We start from the raw sequence: 17,095 nt of genomic DNA, 5'->3' as shown, positions 1-17,095 counted from the left end.
GCTGTTTCAGGCGTCCACGTCGCGCTTGGTCTCTCGCAAGGCCGGGTCACGGGACGTCCCGGACATCAGCTCTTCCCAAACCTCGACAAAGGGGCCGATGATTGCGGATTTGAGGCCCACAGGGGGCTGCTCGATCCGCACGCCATCGCCATCCGCAATTCCGAAGGTCAGCTTTTCCGGCCCATCGGGCACGAAAAGCGTCCCGAACATCAAGTCCCAGATCGCGAAGACTTCGCCGTAGTTCTTGTCATGATGGCGCGGGTCCGAGGAGTGGTGGAGCTGATGTTGCGCCGGGGAAATCAGGATATGCTCCATGACCCGCCCATAGCTGAGTCAGATGTGACTGTGCCGCAGATGCCCGTTAAAGAAGACGTAGGTATTGAACGCGCCCGCCACCGCGTAGACCACCCAAGGTTCGATACGACCACCAAGGACAATGAGGACAATCGCCTGCATCAACCCGACCAGCGCCGAAATCAGAAATGCCTGCAGACTGGAATAGGCGGGGTGTGCGCGCAGGACAGTGATGGGCGTCATCACTTCGGCCGAAGGGTGTACGGCGTGAAACGGCCAGAGGACCCGCGTCTCATGGTGGAGATAATGGTTCCAGAAGCGGCAGAAATCCTGCGTCGGAAACAGGAGCGCTGCTGCCAGCACCCCGCGCCAGAGACCCGTTTCATCCGTCATCTGCCCGCCCGCGAGGTTGGTCATCATGTCGAGCGCCGCGATTGTCACGAAGGGCGCGAAGAAGAGCGCATCGAATAGGCCGGTGGCGAAGACGAGCAAGTTGAACAGCGCCAGTTTGATGTCCACCAGCGTGGAGGGATGCAGGTAGAGTTCCTTGGGGAAGATAAAGCGCAGAACCCCATCCGGTTTGCCCCGCCAGACCCAGACGCCGATAGCGATCACCAGGCTGGGCAGGACATGGACGGGGGAGAGCAGAAACTTCACGAGGAACGTTTGCTAGACGTTGAAAACAATGCTGGCGAGCCAATCCATCGTGCCAATCCTCGCGCTTGCGTCCCGACCTCCTGCCCCAGGAATGGGCAACATGACGGCGGTTTCGCCGGAAATCCCCCTGTTCGCGCCGGTTTTGACGGGGCTCTTGACGCGGGCATCCGGCAGGGGCACCTGAGCGAGGTTCCTCTGCGTTGGCCCAAACCCCATGCCCGACTCCGACCAATCCCACCCTTACGACGTTGACGTCATCGTCGAGGACGCGCGCTGGTCCGATCTGGAAAGACTGGCTCAGGTTGCTGTGCCTGCGGCGCTGGTGGCCTCGGGGCTGACGGGGTCGTTGGAAGTGGCGGTTCTGGGCTGCGACGATGCCCGCATCGCCACGCTGAACGCCGATTTCCGGGGCAAGCCGCAGCCGACGAACGTCCTGTCCTGGCCCTCGGAGGAGCGTGACCCGGACACCCCGCCGGACGACACCGAACTGGGCGATATCGCCATCGCCTTCGACACCTGCGCCCGCGAGGCGGCAGAGCAGGGCAAGCCCTTCGACGCCCATGTGATTCACCTTCTGGTGCATGCGACGCTGCACCTTTTGGGGCACGATCATATCGACGAAGAGGAGGCCATGCGCATGGAAGCGCTTGAAGTTCGCATTGTCACGGCTTTGGGATTTTCGGACCCCTACCTATCTGCTATGGACGAAGGGTCGGGTTCGGCCTGACACAACCGACATAGCGATAGGAGGGCCCCCGGGTCCGATGGACAACGACGGATCGTCTACGGCCGCGCAACGCGCGCCGGACGAAAACAGCTTTTCGGACGCAGGCATAGGGCCGCGTCCCGGATTCTTCTCCCGGGTTTTCGGTGGGTTCATGCCCGATACCGAACCCACGACCGACGATGCGCCTCTGGCCACGTCGATGCCCGGTCTCCTCAACCTGCGGCTCAAGCGGCTGGACGACGTGCTGATCCCGCGCGCCGAAGTCGTGGCCGTGCCAAGTGACATCTCGCTGCCCGATCTGGTGCAGCGGTTCCGCGAAAGCGGCAACTCGCGCCTGCCGGTGTTCGAGGGGACGCTGGACGCGCCGCTTGGCATGATCCACCTCAAGGACTTGGCCCTGAACCACGGGTTCAACGGCGACCGCGACAAACCGTTCGAGATCTTGCCGCTCCTGCGCAAGCTCATCTATGCGCCGCCGTCGATGCCCATCGGCGTGCTGCTCACCAAGATGCAGACGCAGCGGATCCACATGGCGCTGGTCATCGACGAATACGGCGGGGTCGACGGTCTGGTGACGCTCGAAGACCTGATCGAACAGGTCATCGGCGAAATCGCGGACGAGCACGATCAGGAAGAGGGCAAGTTCTGGCGGCAGGAAAAAACCGGCTGCTATCTGGCCCTTGCCCGCACCCCGATTGACGATTTCCAGCAGGAGATCGGCTTCCGCCTGGTCGAGGCCGAGGACGAGGAAGAGATCGACACCCTGGGCGGTCTGGTCTTCATGCTGGCCGGGCGCGTGCCCGAGCGTGGCGAGGTGATCCCCCATCCCTCGGGGGCCGAGATCGAAGTCGTCGACGCGGATCCGCGCCGGATCAAACGTCTGCGCCTGCGGATGCCGCAAGCGGCCTGATCCTTGCGAGCCTTGCGCCTTCTTGTGCCGCCGCTGGCCGGCGGTCTGGTGGCCCTTGGGCAGGCGCCCTGGGGCCTTTGGCCGCTTGCCTTGGTGGCCTGGGTCGTGGGGCTGGATGCCTTGGCGCGCAGCCCGCGACCCTTCCGGGCAGGCATGGCGTTCGGGGCGGCGCATTTCGGCCTGGCCCTCATCTGGATCACCGAACCGTTCCTGATCGATGCCGCCGTGACCGCCTGGCTTGCGCCGATTGCGCTGGCCGGGGTGGCCTTCGGCTTCGGGCTGTTCTGGGCCGTAGCCGCATGGGCCGGTCGACGCTGGCTTGGCGGCGCGGTCGGCATTGCGGTGGCCATCGCCGGGGGCGAACTTCTCCGTTCCTACATCCTGTCGGGCTTTCCCTGGGCCTTGCCGGGTCACATCCTGATCGCCTCCCCCGCCTTGCCCGCCGCCAGTCTGATCGGCGCGCATGGCCTTGGCCTTGCCGTCCTTCTGGGCGCGGGGCTGATCGCGTCGCGGCGTCCGGCGGTCGTGGCTTTGGGCGTCGCCCTCTGGGCCGTGCCCTTCGGCCTTGGCCTGTCGTTGTCGCCCGCGCCGCAGGCCGCTGCCGACGCGCCGGTGATCCGCCTGATCCAACCCAATGCACCGCAGCACCTGAAATGGGACGCCGCGTGGATGGGGACCTTCTGGCGGCAAGGACTGGCAGAGACGGCTGCCGCTCCCACGGGTCCCGACCCCGCCGCTGTGCTCTGGCCCGAGACGGCCCTGCCGGAGCTGCTGCGCTATGCCGACGATCTGCGCCCGATCCTGTCGTCCGCCGCCGGGGGCGTGCCCGTCCTGATCGGGGCGCAGCGCTATGGCGACGACCGCCGCCCGCGCAATACCTCTGTCCTGCTGACGGGTGACGCGGGCGAGGTGGCGGCGATCTATGACAAGCATCGCCTGGTGCCTTTCGGGGAATTCCTGCCCTTTCCCGCGTTCTTCGACGCCGTGGGCCTGGGGCCGCTTTCCGCGCAGCTTGCCGGTGGCTATCAACCCGGCGACGGCCCCGTCCTGCTCGACATGCCCGGGATCGGTCCGGTCCTGCCGCTCATCTGTTACGAGGCGATCTTTCCGCAATTGCTGCGCGCCACCGACCGGCCCCGGGTCATCCTGCATCTGACGAACGACGCCTGGTTCGGGACCGGCATCGGGCCGCAGCAGCATCTTGCCCTCGCCCGCCTGCGTGCGGCCGAAAGCGGGTTGCCGCTAATGCGTGCGGCGAACACCGGAATATCGGCGGTGATCGACGCGCGGGGGCAGGTGCTGCAATCCCTACCGATGGGCGTTCACGGACATCTGGACGCGGCCCTGCCGCCCGCGCTGGCCGCACCCCTCTACCAGAAAACCGGGGACTGGGCGGCGCTGATTGTCCTGCTGCTGCTCGGGATCGCCCTGTCGTGGCGGCACCGCGCGATTGTGGTTGAACCCACCCCAAAAGCCCCCTAGCCAAGGCCAACCTCGCCAACGGCTTCCTGACGGCGGGACATATCACATCGGAGCATCCCCATGAGCAATCGCAAGACCTATTCCTTCACGTCGGAGTCCGTGTCCGAAGGCCATCCCGACAAGGTCTGTGACCGCATTTCGGACGCCGTTCTCGACGCCTTCCTTTCCGAAGAGCCCGAGGCCCGGGTCGCCGCCGAAACCTTCGCCACCACCAACCGCGTCGTCATCGGGGGCGAAGTCGGCCTCTCCGATCAGGACAAGCTCAAGGATTACATGGGCAAGATCGACCAGATCGCCCGCGAGTGCATCCGCGACATCGGCTATGAGCAGGACAAGTTCCACCACGAGACGGTCGAGATCACGAACCTTCTGCACGAACAATCGGCCCATATCGCCCAGGGCGTGAACGCGTCCAACGAAAAGGAAGAGGGGGCCGGCGATCAGGGCATCATGTTCGGCTATGCCTGCACCGAGACCGAGGCGCTGATGCCCGCGCCCATCCAATATGCCCACGCAATCCTTCGCCGTCTGGCCGAAGTGCGCAAGAACGGCACCGAACCGACGCTCGGCCCGGACGCCAAGTCGCAGCTGACCGTGACCTATGAAGACGGACGGCCCGTTGGCGTGTCGTCGATCGTCCTCTCGACGCAGCATCTGGACGAGGCCATGACCAGCGCCGATGTCCGCGCCGTGGTCGAACCCTATATCACCGAGGTCCTGCCCGATGGCTGGCTGTCCGCCAACACAGTCTGGCACGTCAATCCGACCGGCAAGTTCGTCATCGGTGGCCCTGATGGCGACGCGGGCCTGACCGGGCGCAAGATCATCGTCGACACCTATGGCGGCGCGGCCCCGCATGGTGGCGGTGCTTTCTCGGGCAAGGATCCGACCAAGGTGGACCGCTCGGCGGCCTATGCCGCGCGCTACCTGGCCAAGAACGTCGTGGCGGCCGGCCTCGCGTCGCGCTGCACCCTGCAATTGTCCTATGCCATCGGCGTGGCCAAGCCGCTGTCGATCTATGTGGACACCCACGGGACGGGCGAGGTCAAGGCCTCGGCCATCGAACGCGCGCTGGACCGGGTGATGGACCTGACGCCGCGCGGCATCCGCACGCATCTGGGCCTCAACAAGCCGATCTATCAGCGCACGGCGGCCTATGGCCATTTCGGTCGTGCACCGGACGAGGACGGTGGGTTCAGCTGGGAACGCACCGACCTGGCCGACAAGATCGCCGCCGAAGTCTGACGCGACCCGGGTCGGCGGGCGTCAGTCCGCCGCCCATCGGTGCAGGATGTCCGGGCCAAGGGTCCGGATGTCCACCAGCCTGAGGCGCGGCGCCTCGGCCAACGCGGCCAGGCCCATGGCCCCAAGGCTTGGCGTGCCTTCGGCGCCGATTGCCGCCCCGGCGGTATAGCAATCGAGGCGGTCCACCAGAGCCGCCGACAGAAGCGCCGCGGCAAGCGTGCCGCCCCCCTCGCAATAAAGTCGCGTAAGTCCGCGCTGACCAAGAATCTGCAAGGCCTCGGCCAGGTCAACCTGGCCACCCGGGCCGGTGGGGCAGGGCACGAGCGCAACGCCGCGCGCACTCATCGCATCGCAGGCCGCCTGCGACGTACCCTCCGCATGAAGCATCCAGACTGGCCCGCCGCCGCCCCGCGTCAGATTGCTGTCGAGCGGCAGGTTCAAATGGCGCGAGATCGTGATCCGCACGGGTTGCGGCACGTCCCCCATGCCCCGCACGGTGAGACTGGGGTCATCCGCGCGCGCGGTGCCCGCGCCCACCAGAATGGCGTCGTGGATTGCGCGCATGGCGTGGACATGGGTGCGCGCGGCAGGGCCGGTGATCCATTGGCTTTCGCCGCTGGCGGTGGCGATCCGGCCGTCCAGCGTCGTGGCCAGCTTCAGCGTGACCAGCGGGCGGCCCCGTGTCACCCGGCTGATGAACCCCGCCTGAAGCTCGGTGGCCCGGTCGGCCAGAACCCCCTCGACCACGTCGACCCCGGCGGCGCGCAACAGCGCGATGCCGCCGCCGTCGACCCTGGGATCGGGGTCGCGCCGGGCGATCACGACCCGCGCCAGACCCGCGGCGACCAGAGCGTCGGCGCAAGGCGGCGTCAGCCCGTGGTGGGCGCAGGGTTCCAGCGTGACATAGGCCGTCGCCCCCCGCGCGGCGGTGCCGGCCTGGGCCAGCGCCAGCGTTTCGGCATGGGGCCGTCCGCCATTGGCGGTGCGTCCGCGCCCCAGAACGATGCCGTCCCGTTCGATGACGCAGCCAACAGCAGGGTTCGGCCAGACGCGCCCCAGACCACGGGCGGCCAGCCCAAGGGCCGCCGCCATGAAGCGCGGATCAGGGGGAGTCACGAGTCGGGGGTGGGGGGCCGCAACTCGTGGACGAAATCCTCGAAATCGTCGGCCGCCTGGAAGTTCTTGTAGACGCTGGCAAAGCGGACGTAGGCCACGGTGTCGATCCGGGCCAGGCTTTCCATCACGATCTCGCCGATCTGCTTGGAGGGGATGTCGGTCTCGCCCATGGACTCCAGCCGACGGACGATGCCCGAGATCATTTGATCGATCCGCTCCGGCTCGATCGGGCGCTTCTGCATCGAGATGCGGATGGACCGTTCAAGCTTGTCGCGGTCGAATTCCTCGCGCTTGCCGTTGGTCTTGATAACCACGAGGTCGCGCAGCTGCACCCGTTCATAGGTCGTGAACCGCCCGCCGCAGGACGGACAGAACCGGCGCCTGCGGATGGCGACATGGTCTTCGGCGGGGCGGGAATCTTTAACCTGCGTATCGACATTTCCGCAGAAGGGGCAGCGCATGTGGTCTCTCCGGGCTGTGGACCCGCCATCTGGCGGCAAGGTCCAGTCCTTGGTGCGCGGTCACTGTGCCGCCCCAGAACTGGTGTGGCAAGGGGGGCGGGGCATCGGGGGCGATTAACCTTTGCCCGCATCGCATCCGTGCCGCAGTTCAGCCGTCGGCGGCCAGATGCGCCACCACCTCTCGGCTATGGGGGCGGTCGCGATGCTCGACCACATAGAGCCCTTGCCATGTGCCCAGGGCCATGCGGCCCGCCGTCACCGGGATCTGCAGTGACGTCGGCAGCAGCATTGCCTTGATGTGACCGGGCATGTCGTCGGGCCCCTCGTAGGTATGCGTCAGATAGCGCATCGACGGGTCTGTCGTCGGCGGGACAAGCCGGTGCAGGAAGGCCGTAAGGTCGGTGCGCACCTCGGGGTCGGCGTTCTCCTGGATCAGAAGGCTGGCGGAGGTGTGGCGGATGAACAGCGTCAGAAGCCCCGACTTCGGCGGCAGCCACGCCGCCACCTGATCGGTGAACTCCGTCAGGCCGGGGCCACGAGTCTGGATGGTGAAGACCGTCTGCGTCACGCCGCGCGGTCCAGGTCGAGAAACCGCGCGCGGACGCCGGGCGCGGGCAGCAGGCAGGTCTCCGTGCGCCCGAAGATGCGATAGCGGTTGCGCGCGATCAGGTGATAGACCGGATCCTTGGCCCAGGCGGGCAGACCCCGCACCAGACCCGCCACCGACCAGATCCCGCCAAGGGCGCGCATGGCGGCGGCAAAGGCGTCGAGCCTCTCGTGAATCCGGCCATCGGTGATGACAAGGTTCGTCTCGAAATCATCTGTCGGCAGGTCAAGGTCGCGGTACATCGCCTGACCCAAATCCGACTGGGCCGTGACGAAGTGGAAGCGTTCTGCCCGGTCATGGCGCAGGACGAAGCGGAAGAATCCCGAACAGAGCACGCAGACACCGTCGAAGACAATGACGTCCCGGTCGCCCAGGGCCGCCCGCGTCGACGGCGAAAGATCATGCAGGTATCGCATGCCTCGACCTACCCTGCGTCGCGGCCGCCGCCAAGGGACGCGACTGTCGCAGTCCGCTCATGCTGCGGCTGCGCAATTGACCCCCTTGGCCCGACCGCGCAGGCTTGCCCTGTTCAATGCAAAGGGAGAACATCATGTCCGTAGCCCGCGTTACCGAGATTTCCGCAACCTCGACCACCAGTTTCGACGACGCCGTCGCCGAAGGGATCAAGCGCGCCAACGACACCCTGCGCAACGTGACCAGCGCCTGGGTCAAGGAGCAATACGTCCGCGTGAAGGACGGCAAGGTCGACCACTATCAGGTCAACATGATGGTGACCTTCATTCTGGAGGATTGACCCCGTGGCATGGGCGCCGCTTTGACAGTCGCGCCCATTCCCAATACTTGGGCCTTCGACAGCAGCCGCGAAGGATACCCCATGGAGACGTCGACGGATCTCTACATCTCGCTCCTCAAGAAGACGCTCTCCTTCTCGCTCTGGCCCGAGCCGCCCGCGCCATATGGTGCCTTCCGGCGGCGCAAGGGACCATTAGCCGAAGCAGTGATCGCAGGCGTGACGAAGATCTTCGCGGGCCGCGGCCTCGTGATCGGGATCGATCGTCGGCTGTCGGCCGAGGCGCGCGAGGGGGGCGAAGCCTGGCCTGGCTATGCCGATACGATGGTCGGGATGAAACGGCTCGACAACATCGATGCCTGCGTCCGGACCGTCATCGCAGAGGGCGTGCCCGGCGATTTCATCGAGACCGGCGTGTGGCGCGGTGGCTCCTGCATCCTGATGCGCGGCATCTTGAAGGCGCATGACGTCACCGACCGCCGCGTCTTCGTTGCCGACAGTTTCGAGGGATTGCCCCCGCCGGAAGAGGGAAAATACCCCGCAGACGCAGGTGACAAGCATCATCGATACGGTTTTCTCGCCGTCTCCGAGGAGCAGGTGCGCGAGAATTTCCGCCGCTATGGCCTGCTCGACGAGCAGGTGGTGTTCTTGAAGGGCTTTTTCGAGGACACCTTGCCCGATGCGCCGATCGATCAGCTGGCCATTCTGCGGCTCGACGGGGATATGTACAGCTCCACGATCCAGGCGCTGGAATCGCTCTACGACAAGTTGAGTGTCGGTGGCTTTTGTATCATCGACGATTATGCTTTGGCGCCCTGCGCGAAGGCCGTTGAAGACTTTCGGACGGCCCGTGGGATCACGGACCCGCTGGAAACCATCGACAACATCTCCAAATTCTGGCGCAAGACCTGAGGGCGGGCCGGGGGTTTCACACCCCCGGACCCCCCGTGGAGTATTTCGAAAGCAGAGAAGGTCAGCCGAAGAGGCGGTCGCCCTGTTCGTCGATTACCTGCCGGGCCTTGGCCATCGATGCCTCGGTCGCGGCGGTGCGGTCGCGCAGCGTGTCGGCGCGGATCAGGTTGTGGACCTTGCCGTCCTTTTCGATGGTGGCGGCAATCCGGAATTCGCCGCCCGCGTCCATCGGGGCGGCGCTTATGGTGAAGCCGTTGTAGGTCTCTGTCGCGGGCGTCTCGGGGGGTGCGGCGGCAGGGCCGAGCCCGCCGAAGAGTTTCTTCAGGAAATCCATGGGCGATCCTCTCTGTTGGGCGACAGGGTAGCGGACTGGCGCTCGACGGCAAGGGAGCGGCGGCGCGACCCGGTTCGACGAAAAAGGGCTCGTCCGCTTTGGTCGAGCCCTTTTGAGTGGATCAGAACGCGCGTCCCGGGACCTGCGCCTATTGGTCGAGGAACGACCGCAGCTTGCGAGACCGGCTCGGGTGTTTGAGCTTGCGCAGCGCCTTCGCTTCGATCTGACGGATGCGTTCGCGGGTCACCGAGAACTGCTGGCCGACTTCTTCCAGCGTGTGGTCGGTGTTCATTCCGATGCCGAAGCGCATGCGCAGCACGCGTTCCTCGCGCGGGGTGAGCGAGGCCAGAACGCGGGTCGTGGTTTCCTTCAGGTTCTCCTGAATGGCGGAATCCAGCGGCAGGACGGCATTCTTGTCCTCGATGAAGTCGCCAAGCTGGCTGTCTTCCTCGTCGCCGATGGGCGTCTCGAGCGAAATCGGCTCCTTGGCGATCTTCATCACCTTGCGGACCTTTTCCAGCGGCATCTGCAACTTGGCGGCCAGTTCCTCCGGCGTGGGTTCGCGGCCGATCTCGTGCAGCATCTGGCGGCCGGTCCGGACCAGCTTGTTGATGGTCTCGATCATGTGGACGGGGATGCGGATCGTGCGGGCCTGGTCGGCGATGGACCGGGTGATCGCCTGACGGATCCACCAGGTCGCATAGGTCGAGAACTTGTAGCCGCGCCGATACTCGAACTTGTCGACGGCTTTCATCAGGCCGATGTTGCCCTCCTGGATCAGATCCAGGAACTGAAGGCCGCGGTTGGTGTATTTCTTGGCGATGGAAATCACGAGACGCAGGTTCGCCTCGACCATTTCCTTCTTGGCCTGACGGGCTTCCTTTTCGCCCTTCTGGACCTGGTTCACGATGCGGCGGAATTCGTTGATGTCGACGCCGACGTATTGGCCGACCTGCGCCATGTCCGCGCGCAATTCCTCGACCTTGTCGCGCGACCGCTCGAACAGGGCCTGCCAGCCGCGCCCGGTCTTTTCGGCCATACGGTCGACCCAGCCGGGGTCAAGCTCGTGACCGCGATATTCCTCGATGAAGTCGCGGCGGTTGATCCGGGCCTGGTCGGCCAGCTTCACCATTCCGCTGTCGATGGACATGATGCGGCGGTTGATGCCGTAGAGCTGATCGATCAGGGCCTCGATCCGGTTGTTGTGCAGGTGAAGCGAATTCACCAGTTCGACGATCTCGGAGCGCAGGGTCTGATAGGTGGTTTCCTCGGTCGACGAAAAGCTGCCGTCCTCGTTCAGCGTCGCGCTGATCCGAAGGTCCTGCATCTCGGCCAGATGGGCGTAGTCGTCGGCGATCCGGTCCAGCGTCTCGAGGACTCGCGGTTTCAGCGCGGCCTCCATCGCGGCCAGCGACATGTTCGCGCCTTCGTCCTCGTCCTCGTCCTCGTCGTCGGCGTTGGAGATCGGGTTACCGTCGGCGTCCAGCTCGGGCTTGGCGTCCGCCTTGTTGTCGTTGGCCGGGGCGGTCGCGCCCACGACCGGCGCTTCACCGTCTTCACCCAACTGGTCCCCGAAGGTGGTTTCCAGATCGATGACGTCACGCAGAAGGATGTCTTCGGACAGAAGTTCGTCGCGCCAGATGGTGATCGCCTGGAAGGTCAGCGGGCTTTCGCACAGGCCCAGGATCATCGTGTTGCGGCCGGCCTCGATCCGCTTGGCGATGGCGATCTCGCCCTCGCGGCTGAGCAGTTCGACCGATCCCATCTCGCGCAGGTACATGCGCACGGGGTCATCGGTGCGGTCCAGCTTTTCGGCCGTGCCCTCGGTCGTGGCGACATCGCCGCCCTTCTTGGACGCGTCGACGACCGCGGTGGAGCCGGTGGCCTTGTCGTCGTCTTCCTCGGCCTCTTCGGCCTCGATGATGTTGATGCCCATTTCGGACAGCATCGACATTACGTCTTCGATCTGTTCGGACGACACCTGTTCGGGCGGCAGCACTTCGTTGAGCTGGTCGTAGGTGATATAGCCCCGGGTCCGCGCTTCGGCGATCATCCGTTTGACGGCAGCCTGGCTCATATCGAGCGAGTGATCGCCGTCATTGTCCTGCTTCTGGTCGTCGTCCGTGTCCTTGGCCATCGCCGCGCTCCGTTCAGGGGAGTGATTCTTCATGGTCTGATTGCGAATCACTAACGCGAATCGCCGGGGGCCGCACCCCGAATCACTTTTTCTTCGTCTTTTCCCAGACCTTCGTGTCCAGAAGGCCCTGCAGGTAATCCTTGTCCGCCGCATCGTCATCGCCGGGGCCGTCGTCGTCGGAACCGCCGCTGCGGGCCGCGGCATCCCTGCGGCGCGTCGCTTCGGCAAGCCGCCACATCACAGCTTCGTCGGCGGTATCATCCGCGAAATCCTCCATCGCCTCCCGCCGCTCGCGATCGGCACCTCGGCGCGCCGCCAGTTTGTTCAGCGCGTCGCGCACGCAGCGCCGTGCCCCATCCTCGGACCGCAACACAGGCGAGACTCGGAGATGGCCCTGACCAAGAAGGGTTTCAAGGTCTTCTTCCCCGATCCGGGCCGCCACTTTGTCGCGCAGGTCTATACCCGTTTCCGAAGCCAGCAGAATGCCCGCGATTTCGGCGTGATCGTCGCGCGACCAGTTCGCTGCCTCCAGATCCGGCGTGAACTCGGACAGAAGGGCGGGGTGGACGATCAGCCCGGCCAGCGCGACCTGTTCCAGCATCGCGTCGGGGTTCGCGTTGCCCGAGGCCAGGGCGGACCCGCGCGCGGTCGCCGTTGCCTGCGGAGGTGGCTGCCATTTGCGGCCCGGGGTCCAGTTCGGGGTCCACGGACGATCGCCGCGCCCGCTATTCTGCGGGGCCATGTCGCGCGGGGCGACGCCGAAGAGATCACCGCGCAGCCGCGCGATTTCGTCGCCGTAATGACGCCGGAGGAACGGGTCCCTGATGCGCCGCAACACCTCGCGCAGAGTCCGGTCCAGCATGGCGCGCCGCTCGGGGCTGTCGAAGGATTTCCCGGCCACCTCGCGCTGCCAGAGCAGGGAAATCATCGGGCGGGCGTCGTCCAGGATGTCCTGCATCGCCTGCGGCCCCTTGGCGCGGATCAGGTCGTCGGGGTCCTGTCCTTCGGGCAGGATCGCGAATCGCAGCGCCTGTCCCGCCTCCATCAGCGGCAGGGCAAGATCGGCGACGCGCAAACCGGCCCTCTGACCCGCCGCATCACCGTCAAGCGCGATCAACGGTTCGGGCGTGATCCGCCAGAGGAGCGCCAGCTGTCGTTCGGTCACGGCGGTGCCAAGCGGGGCGACTGCCGCCTCGAATCCGGCCTGGTGGAGCGCGATGACATCCATATAGCCCTCGGCCACCACAAGCGGCTGACCCTTGCCCGCAGCCGTCCGCGCGGGCCCCAGGTTGTAGAGGTTCGACCCCTTGTCGAAGAGCGCCGTCTCGGGCGAATTCAGATACTTGGCCTTGGCGTTGGGGTTCATCGCCCGCCCGCCGAACCCGATGCAGCGCCCGCGCCCGTCGCGGATCGGAAAGATGATGCGGTGGATGAAGCGGTCGCGCGCGGCGCGCCCGTCCTCGGGCGGCACGGCCAGACCCGCCCCTTCGATCAGGTCGAACGCGATGCCCTTGTCGGTCAGCGCCCGCAGCAGGGCGTCCGAGGCATCCGGCGCAAAGCCGATCTCGAACCGCTCCAGCGTGGCGGGCGTCAGGCCACGTCGGTCCAGATAGTCGCGCGCGGCCGAGGCGGCCCCGGTCGACAGTTGCAGGCGGAACCACTTGGCCGCCATCTCGGCCACCTCGGCCAGCTTGCTGCGATGGTCGGACTTTTCGGCGGCGCGGGGGTCGCGGGCGGGCATGGGCATCCCGGCCTCGCGCGCCAGGATCTCCACCGCTTCCATGAAGCCCACGTTCTCGGTTTCCTGCACGAAGCCGAACACGTTGCCCTTCGCCTGACAGCCGAAGCAGTAATAGAACCCCTTCCGGTCATCGACATGGAAGCTGGCCGATTTTTCCTGATGGAAGGGGCAGGGGGCCCACCAATCGCCCTTGGCCTGATTGGTCTTCTTCATGTCCCACGTCACCTTGCGCGCGACCACAGCCGAAAGGCTCAGCCGGTTGCGGAGGTCGTCGAGGAAACTGTCGGGCAGGCGCATCGCCACAATATCGGGGCGCCAGCAGCCAGAGTCGAGAGGGGGCGACCCGCCATAAGCGAAAGACCCCGCCGGTTGGGCGAGGTCGTCGGTCAGGCGTCGGCACAAGGGCGCGGCATCAGTCGGTGCAATTGCCCGCGCCGACCAGTTCCTCGCCATCCACCGGCACGATTTCGTCGTCGCAATCGGTGTTGTTGACCGTCACGTCATCGCCTTCCTCGCCTTCCGGGGCAAAGGCGATCCGGGCATCGTAGCGCGCGCTGATCGGGACGATGTTGCTGATGATGCGGTCCTCGAGCCCGACGGTGAAGCGCGGGTTGCCGGCCGCATCGGTTTCGGAACGGGACTGGATCAACTGATTGAACGTCGTGCCGAAGCGCGGGCTGTCGTAGGTGAAGCTTTCGACCAGAAGGATGCGTTCGTTGACGGCAAGTCGGGGGATCTTGCTCAGATAGGCCTGCACCCGCAGGTCGTTCAGCGCCAGCTGTTCGTCGGTGGCATAGGACCAGATGACCTTAAGGCCGCCGCCGGCCTCGCGGCGCACTTCGCTGAACCGCATGTAGGTGCGTTCGTCGGTCGAGAAGGTCAGCGTCTCGAACACCGTGGTCAGACCTTCCAGATCGAACGGCGTCACCAGGTCCTGGCGCCGCGACAGCAGGTCCGCGACGGCATAGCTTGCCTTGGTGATCGCGACTTCACGGCGGTAGGCGTCGAAATACTGGTAGCCAATGATGAACATCAGGATCATCAGCGGCAGCGTCAGAACCGTCTCGATCGACATCGAACCACGCTCGTCGCGGTCGAAGCGGGTTTTGGGCGTGGGGCGCAGGCGGAACCGGAACGGGAATTTCATGTCAATCGTTCCTTAGTTGCTTTCGACCACGAAGATGGTCGATGTGACGGTCCGGATCGAGCCATCCTCATTGTCGGCCACCAGATAGGAGCCGAGGGTGTTGGTCCGGTAGAGTGTATTGGTCGTCATCGTCGTGAACGGCAGCTGCGGTTCGGCCGAGTAACAAGCCCGCAGCATGATCATCCGGCCGGCACGGTTCTCGACGTAGTCGGGCGGCGGCACGACGGATGTCAGGCGGTTTACGCAAGGCGTGTCCGACGTGGGCACCGCATAGTTGGTCGGGCTGATTTCCGTCAGCTCCACCAGCAGGTCCAGTTCGCAATTGCTCACGACCCGCACGTGCTGGCAGATTTTCCGGCGCAACTGGCCCTGGGTCACGGTGCTGTTGGAGTCGAGCCGGATTTCGCGGACGGCGATATCCACGGCGCGTTCGATCATGATCTGGCGCGTCAGGAAGATGCTTGCCTCGAACGACGAGATGAAGACCATCAGGAAGGCGGGCAGCAGGATGACGAATTCGACCGTGAGCCCCCCCGCTTCGCGCGCGGCCCGGGGCAGGCCCAGGGCGGCGTCGAGCCGCCCCAGGATTGCCGCCGTCAGGCGGGACCAGATCCGGGACATCACGGAAGTCCGGCCCGGACGCGGGAAGGGAAGGGGCCGGGTCACTGCGACAACCTCAGACGGGTGACCGAAGCCAGGATGTCGTCGAAGGCGGTTTCGATGTCGAGGCCGGCCACATCGAAGTACTTCGACTGGTTGCCTGCCCCCGCGCAGTCGCGCATCGCGTCCTGTCCGGCCTGCGGAGCCTGGAAGGCGATGGTGAAGATCACCACACCCTGCGCCCGGGCCCTTGCGCAGATGTTGGACAGGTTGTTGTCCGCGCGCGACTGACCGTGGGTTGATTCCCAGGAGTAGAAGTAATCGACCCGGGTATCGTAGTGCGAGCCGGCCATGATCTCGTTGGCCAAGGTGCTCATCGAGATCGAGCCGAAGACTTCCGCCCAGTCGAGGCGCACGGCGTTGTTGCCACCCTGCGGGCTGTTGGCCCAGGAGTTGGTCGCATCGCGCCAGAACTTGTTCGAGTTCGGACGGGCCGGGGAATAGACCGAATAGCGGATTTCCCAATTGCCATCGACGTCGTCGTCGAACTGTGCCCGGCACTGGTCATAGAACTCGGCGGTCGCGACCGTCCGCGTGCCGCAGCCCAGACCCTTCGCACCGAAGGTATTGCCATTGGGCGCTTCGCCCGCGGCCACATCCGGCAGGTCGGTGCAGTTGCCGACGCAGACACGCTCGACATAGATGGCCGAAGGTCCGCTCTTGCGCGACGGCTTGAGGTCCCACTGGGTGGTGTTCACGCCGTCGGTCATCACGACCAGAACCTTGTCGGTGCCGGCCTGACGATAGTCTGCCGGCCGACCCAGGAATTCAGAGTCGACGCGCAGCTCATCGGGGACATCGGCCGAGGTGTTCATCGTCAGCAGCTCGTCGCGCGACGACGGGTCGAGCAGCAGGGTGCCCCACTTCACGCCCAGGTCCATCGCGGTCCAATGGCTGGCGCCCAGGCCCGCGATGCGGTTCTGGAGCAGGGTGACGTCATTGGACCATGGCACGATCGCGCCGTATTCGCCGGTCACGCAGTTGGGGTTGGTCACAAGGCCGGCCGGATTGCCGTCGTTGTAGCTGGTGCGGAAGTCGAAGTGACCCATCCGCTGCAACTCGGTGCCGTCCGGCTGATCGAGACGCTGGAATTCCGCGTCCGAGAAGACGACGCAGTTCGACAGCGTGTGCTCGTCGGTCAGATTGAAGACATTCGCCACAACCGAGCCTGCGTTCACGCGGTCGTTGTAGGGGACCAGCGAGATGCTGGTCAGGTCCTCGCGACCGTCCAAGAGTTCGTCGACGAAGGACGATGCGGCGGACCGCAGCGAGTTGATCTTTGCGCCGCCCATGGATCCCGAGATGTCGAGGACGAGCGACAGCTCCAGTTCGGTGCGCACCTCGCGGGCCTCGCTCGAGATCGGCTGCACCAGCTCGTCGACGCCCAGAAGATCGAGGAACAGACTGTTGGTCCGGCTCTCGCTCGCGATGGAGACCCGGCGCAGGGAGCCGTCGTCGTATGAATCGACCGACACCGTATCCGGGTCTAGGCCAGCGGCGCGGACGAAGTCCTTGACCACCGTCTCGGCGTCGCGGGTCTGCTTCTTGGAAGCGGCGGACAGCACCGCGCGGTCGACCGCATTCTGCAGATCGGTTCGCGCGACTTCGGCTCGCATGATGTCCAGCGCGACGCCCGCGCCGACCATCATCAAGAAGAACATGATAAGGCCGAAAATTGTAAGGCTTCCGTCTTCCTTCGTGTGGAACGATGAGACGGAGCTGGCCAATTGGCCTCGGTGGGTTTTAATTCCTGGGCGGCATGACATGGCAGACATCACTCTCTCAAAAACGGATTCGGACTCCCCGACTGGTGAGTCGTCGCAATTTTTATCAATCGCGAACGCGGTGTCCGGCAGGCAGGATTAGGGTAAAAAAAAGGCATTGTTCAGCCAATTTAAACACTTCCCTGTTCTT

Annotated in this window: 16 protein-coding genes, 1 pseudogene and 1 riboswitch; of the genes and pseudogenes, 6 read left to right on the top strand and 11 right to left on the bottom strand. The window is 65.2% G+C overall.

All coding sequences use genetic code 11. From position 1 onward, the window contains the following. Window positions 1–6: 6 nt before the first annotated feature. Window positions 7–711, bottom strand: a pseudogene (locus BM002_RS19515) (sterol desaturase family protein). Window positions 712–1,165: 454 nt separating this feature from the next. On the opposite strand from BM002_RS19515, the gene ybeY reads away from it, so the two are divergent. From ybeY to metK, 4 genes are all read left to right on the top strand, one after another. Next, window positions 1,166–1,678, top strand: coding sequence for an rRNA maturation RNase YbeY (gene ybeY, locus BM002_RS07405; protein ID WP_092779103.1), 513 nt, complete (start codon window positions 1,166–1,168; stop codon window positions 1,676–1,678). A gap of 37 nt (window positions 1,679–1,715) precedes the next feature. Beyond that, window positions 1,716–2,588, top strand: coding sequence for a hemolysin family protein (locus tag BM002_RS07400; protein ID WP_092779101.1), 873 nt, complete (start codon window positions 1,716–1,718; stop codon window positions 2,586–2,588). Between the two features lie 12 nt (window positions 2,589–2,600). Continuing rightward, on the top strand, window positions 2,601–4,070 hold the full coding sequence (lnt, locus tag BM002_RS07395) for an apolipoprotein N-acyltransferase (RefSeq protein WP_092779099.1): 1,470 nt from the start codon (window positions 2,601–2,603) through the stop codon (window positions 4,068–4,070). Window positions 4,071–4,077: 7 nt separating this feature from the next. Further along, window positions 4,078–4,125, top strand: a riboswitch (SAM-SAH riboswitch). A gap of 5 nt (window positions 4,126–4,130) precedes the next feature. Next, window positions 4,131–5,315 (top strand): methionine adenosyltransferase, encoded by a 1,185-nt coding sequence (metK, locus tag BM002_RS07390; protein WP_092779097.1) that lies wholly within the window; start codon window positions 4,131–4,133, stop codon window positions 5,313–5,315. Between the two features lie 21 nt (window positions 5,316–5,336). Here the strand turns inward: metK and ribD are convergent, their stop codons facing one another. From ribD to BM002_RS07370, 4 genes are all read right to left on the bottom strand, one after another. Beyond that, window positions 5,337–6,431, bottom strand: a complete 1,095-nt coding sequence (ribD, locus tag BM002_RS07385) for a bifunctional diaminohydroxyphosphoribosylaminopyrimidine deaminase/5-amino-6-(5-phosphoribosylamino)uracil reductase RibD (protein WP_245749168.1) — start codon at window positions 6,429–6,431, stop codon at window positions 5,337–5,339. Continuing rightward, on the bottom strand, window positions 6,428–6,892 hold the full coding sequence (gene nrdR / locus BM002_RS07380; RefSeq protein ID WP_092779093.1) for a transcriptional regulator NrdR: 465 nt from the start codon (window positions 6,890–6,892) through the stop codon (window positions 6,428–6,430). The genes ribD and nrdR overlap by 4 nt, the downstream gene beginning before the upstream one ends. Before the next feature lie 148 nt (window positions 6,893–7,040). After that, complete coding sequence (locus BM002_RS07375) at window positions 7,041–7,460, bottom strand: secondary thiamine-phosphate synthase enzyme YjbQ (protein WP_092779091.1); 420 nt, start codon at window positions 7,458–7,460, stop codon at window positions 7,041–7,043. After that, a complete protein-coding gene (locus BM002_RS07370; RefSeq protein ID WP_092779089.1) occupies window positions 7,457–7,915 on the bottom strand; it encodes a thiol-disulfide oxidoreductase DCC family protein in 459 nt (152 codons plus the stop codon). The genes BM002_RS07375 and BM002_RS07370 overlap by 4 nt, the downstream gene beginning before the upstream one ends. A 134-nt stretch (window positions 7,916–8,049) precedes the next feature. Here BM002_RS07370 and BM002_RS07365 point away from each other — a divergent pair, with 134 nt between their 5' ends. Both BM002_RS07365 and BM002_RS07360 read left to right on the top strand, forming a co-directional pair. Further along, complete coding sequence (locus BM002_RS07365; protein WP_092780425.1) at window positions 8,050–8,253, top strand: dodecin family protein; 204 nt, start codon at window positions 8,050–8,052, stop codon at window positions 8,251–8,253. A gap of 9 nt (window positions 8,254–8,262) precedes the next feature. Next, on the top strand, window positions 8,263–9,162 hold the full coding sequence (locus tag BM002_RS07360) for a TylF/MycF family methyltransferase (RefSeq protein WP_217641160.1): 900 nt from the start codon (window positions 8,263–8,265) through the stop codon (window positions 9,160–9,162). 61 nt (window positions 9,163–9,223) lie between these two features. On the opposite strand, the gene BM002_RS07355 is transcribed toward BM002_RS07360, so the two are convergent. The 6 genes from BM002_RS07355 to BM002_RS19430 form a co-directional block, all read right to left on the bottom strand. After that, a complete protein-coding gene (locus BM002_RS07355; protein ID WP_092779087.1) occupies window positions 9,224–9,496 on the bottom strand; it encodes an HlyU family transcriptional regulator in 273 nt (90 codons plus the stop codon). Window positions 9,497–9,644: 148 nt separating this feature from the next. Beyond that, entirely contained in the window at window positions 9,645–11,633 is a 1,989-nt protein-coding gene (gene rpoD / locus BM002_RS07350; protein ID WP_092779085.1) for an RNA polymerase sigma factor RpoD, read from the bottom strand. 82 nt (window positions 11,634–11,715) lie between these two features. Further along, a complete protein-coding gene (gene dnaG, locus BM002_RS07345; protein WP_092779083.1) occupies window positions 11,716–13,671 on the bottom strand; it encodes a DNA primase in 1,956 nt (651 codons plus the stop codon). A 115-nt stretch (window positions 13,672–13,786) separates the two neighbouring features. After that, on the bottom strand, window positions 13,787–14,521 hold the full coding sequence (locus tag BM002_RS07340; protein ID WP_092779081.1) for a TadE/TadG family type IV pilus assembly protein: 735 nt from the start codon (window positions 14,519–14,521) through the stop codon (window positions 13,787–13,789). A 12-nt stretch (window positions 14,522–14,533) separates the two neighbouring features. Then, window positions 14,534–15,142, bottom strand: coding sequence for a TadE/TadG family type IV pilus assembly protein (locus tag BM002_RS07335; RefSeq protein ID WP_092779079.1), 609 nt, complete (start codon window positions 15,140–15,142; stop codon window positions 14,534–14,536). A 41-nt stretch (window positions 15,143–15,183) separates the two neighbouring features. Continuing rightward, window positions 15,184–16,947 (bottom strand): Tad domain-containing protein, encoded by a 1,764-nt coding sequence (locus BM002_RS19430; protein ID WP_281243809.1) that lies wholly within the window; start codon window positions 16,945–16,947, stop codon window positions 15,184–15,186. Between the last annotated feature and the right edge of the window lie 148 nt (window positions 16,948–17,095).

It is taken from the genome of Jannaschia pohangensis (genome assembly GCF_900113875.1).
GTDB classification, from domain to species: Bacteria; Pseudomonadota; Alphaproteobacteria; order Rhodobacterales; family Rhodobacteraceae; genus Jannaschia; species Jannaschia pohangensis.
This window is presented reverse-complemented; position numbering and strand designations above follow the sequence as displayed.

What these genes read in the sequence shown, in the direction of transcription:
- ybeY (WP_092779103.1), top strand. Translation starts at nt 1,166, where the DNA reads ATGCCCGACTCCGACCAATCCCACCCTTACGACGTTGACGTCATCGTC.
- BM002_RS07400 (WP_092779101.1), top strand. Translation starts at nt 1,716, where the DNA reads ATGGACAACGACGGATCGTCTACGGCCGCGCAACGCGCGCCGGACGAA.
- metK (WP_092779097.1), top strand. Translation starts at nt 4,131, where the DNA reads ATGAGCAATCGCAAGACCTATTCCTTCACGTCGGAGTCCGTGTCCGAA.
- nrdR (WP_092779093.1), bottom strand. Translation starts at nt 6,892, where the DNA reads ATGCGCTGCCCCTTCTGCGGAAATGTCGATACGCAGGTTAAAGATTCC.
- BM002_RS07370 (WP_092779089.1), bottom strand. Translation starts at nt 7,915, where the DNA reads ATGCGATACCTGCATGATCTTTCGCCGTCGACGCGGGCGGCCCTGGGC.
- BM002_RS07365 (WP_092780425.1), top strand. Translation starts at nt 8,050, where the DNA reads ATGTCCGTAGCCCGCGTTACCGAGATTTCCGCAACCTCGACCACCAGT.
- BM002_RS07360 (WP_217641160.1), top strand. Translation starts at nt 8,263, where the DNA reads ATGGGCGCCGCTTTGACAGTCGCGCCCATTCCCAATACTTGGGCCTTC.
- BM002_RS07355 (WP_092779087.1), bottom strand. Translation starts at nt 9,496, where the DNA reads ATGGATTTCCTGAAGAAACTCTTCGGCGGGCTCGGCCCTGCCGCCGCA.
- rpoD (WP_092779085.1), bottom strand. Translation starts at nt 11,633, where the DNA reads ATGGCCAAGGACACGGACGACGACCAGAAGCAGGACAATGACGGCGAT.
- dnaG (WP_092779083.1), bottom strand. Translation starts at nt 13,671, where the DNA reads ATGCGCCTGCCCGACAGTTTCCTCGACGACCTCCGCAACCGGCTGAGC.
- BM002_RS07340 (WP_092779081.1), bottom strand. Translation starts at nt 14,521, where the DNA reads ATGAAATTCCCGTTCCGGTTCCGCCTGCGCCCCACGCCCAAAACCCGC.
- BM002_RS07335 (WP_092779079.1), bottom strand. Translation starts at nt 15,142, where the DNA reads ATGTCCCGGATCTGGTCCCGCCTGACGGCGGCAATCCTGGGGCGGCTC.
- BM002_RS19430 (WP_281243809.1), bottom strand. Translation starts at nt 16,947, where the DNA reads ATGTCATGCCGCCCAGGAATTAAAACCCACCGAGGCCAATTGGCCAGC.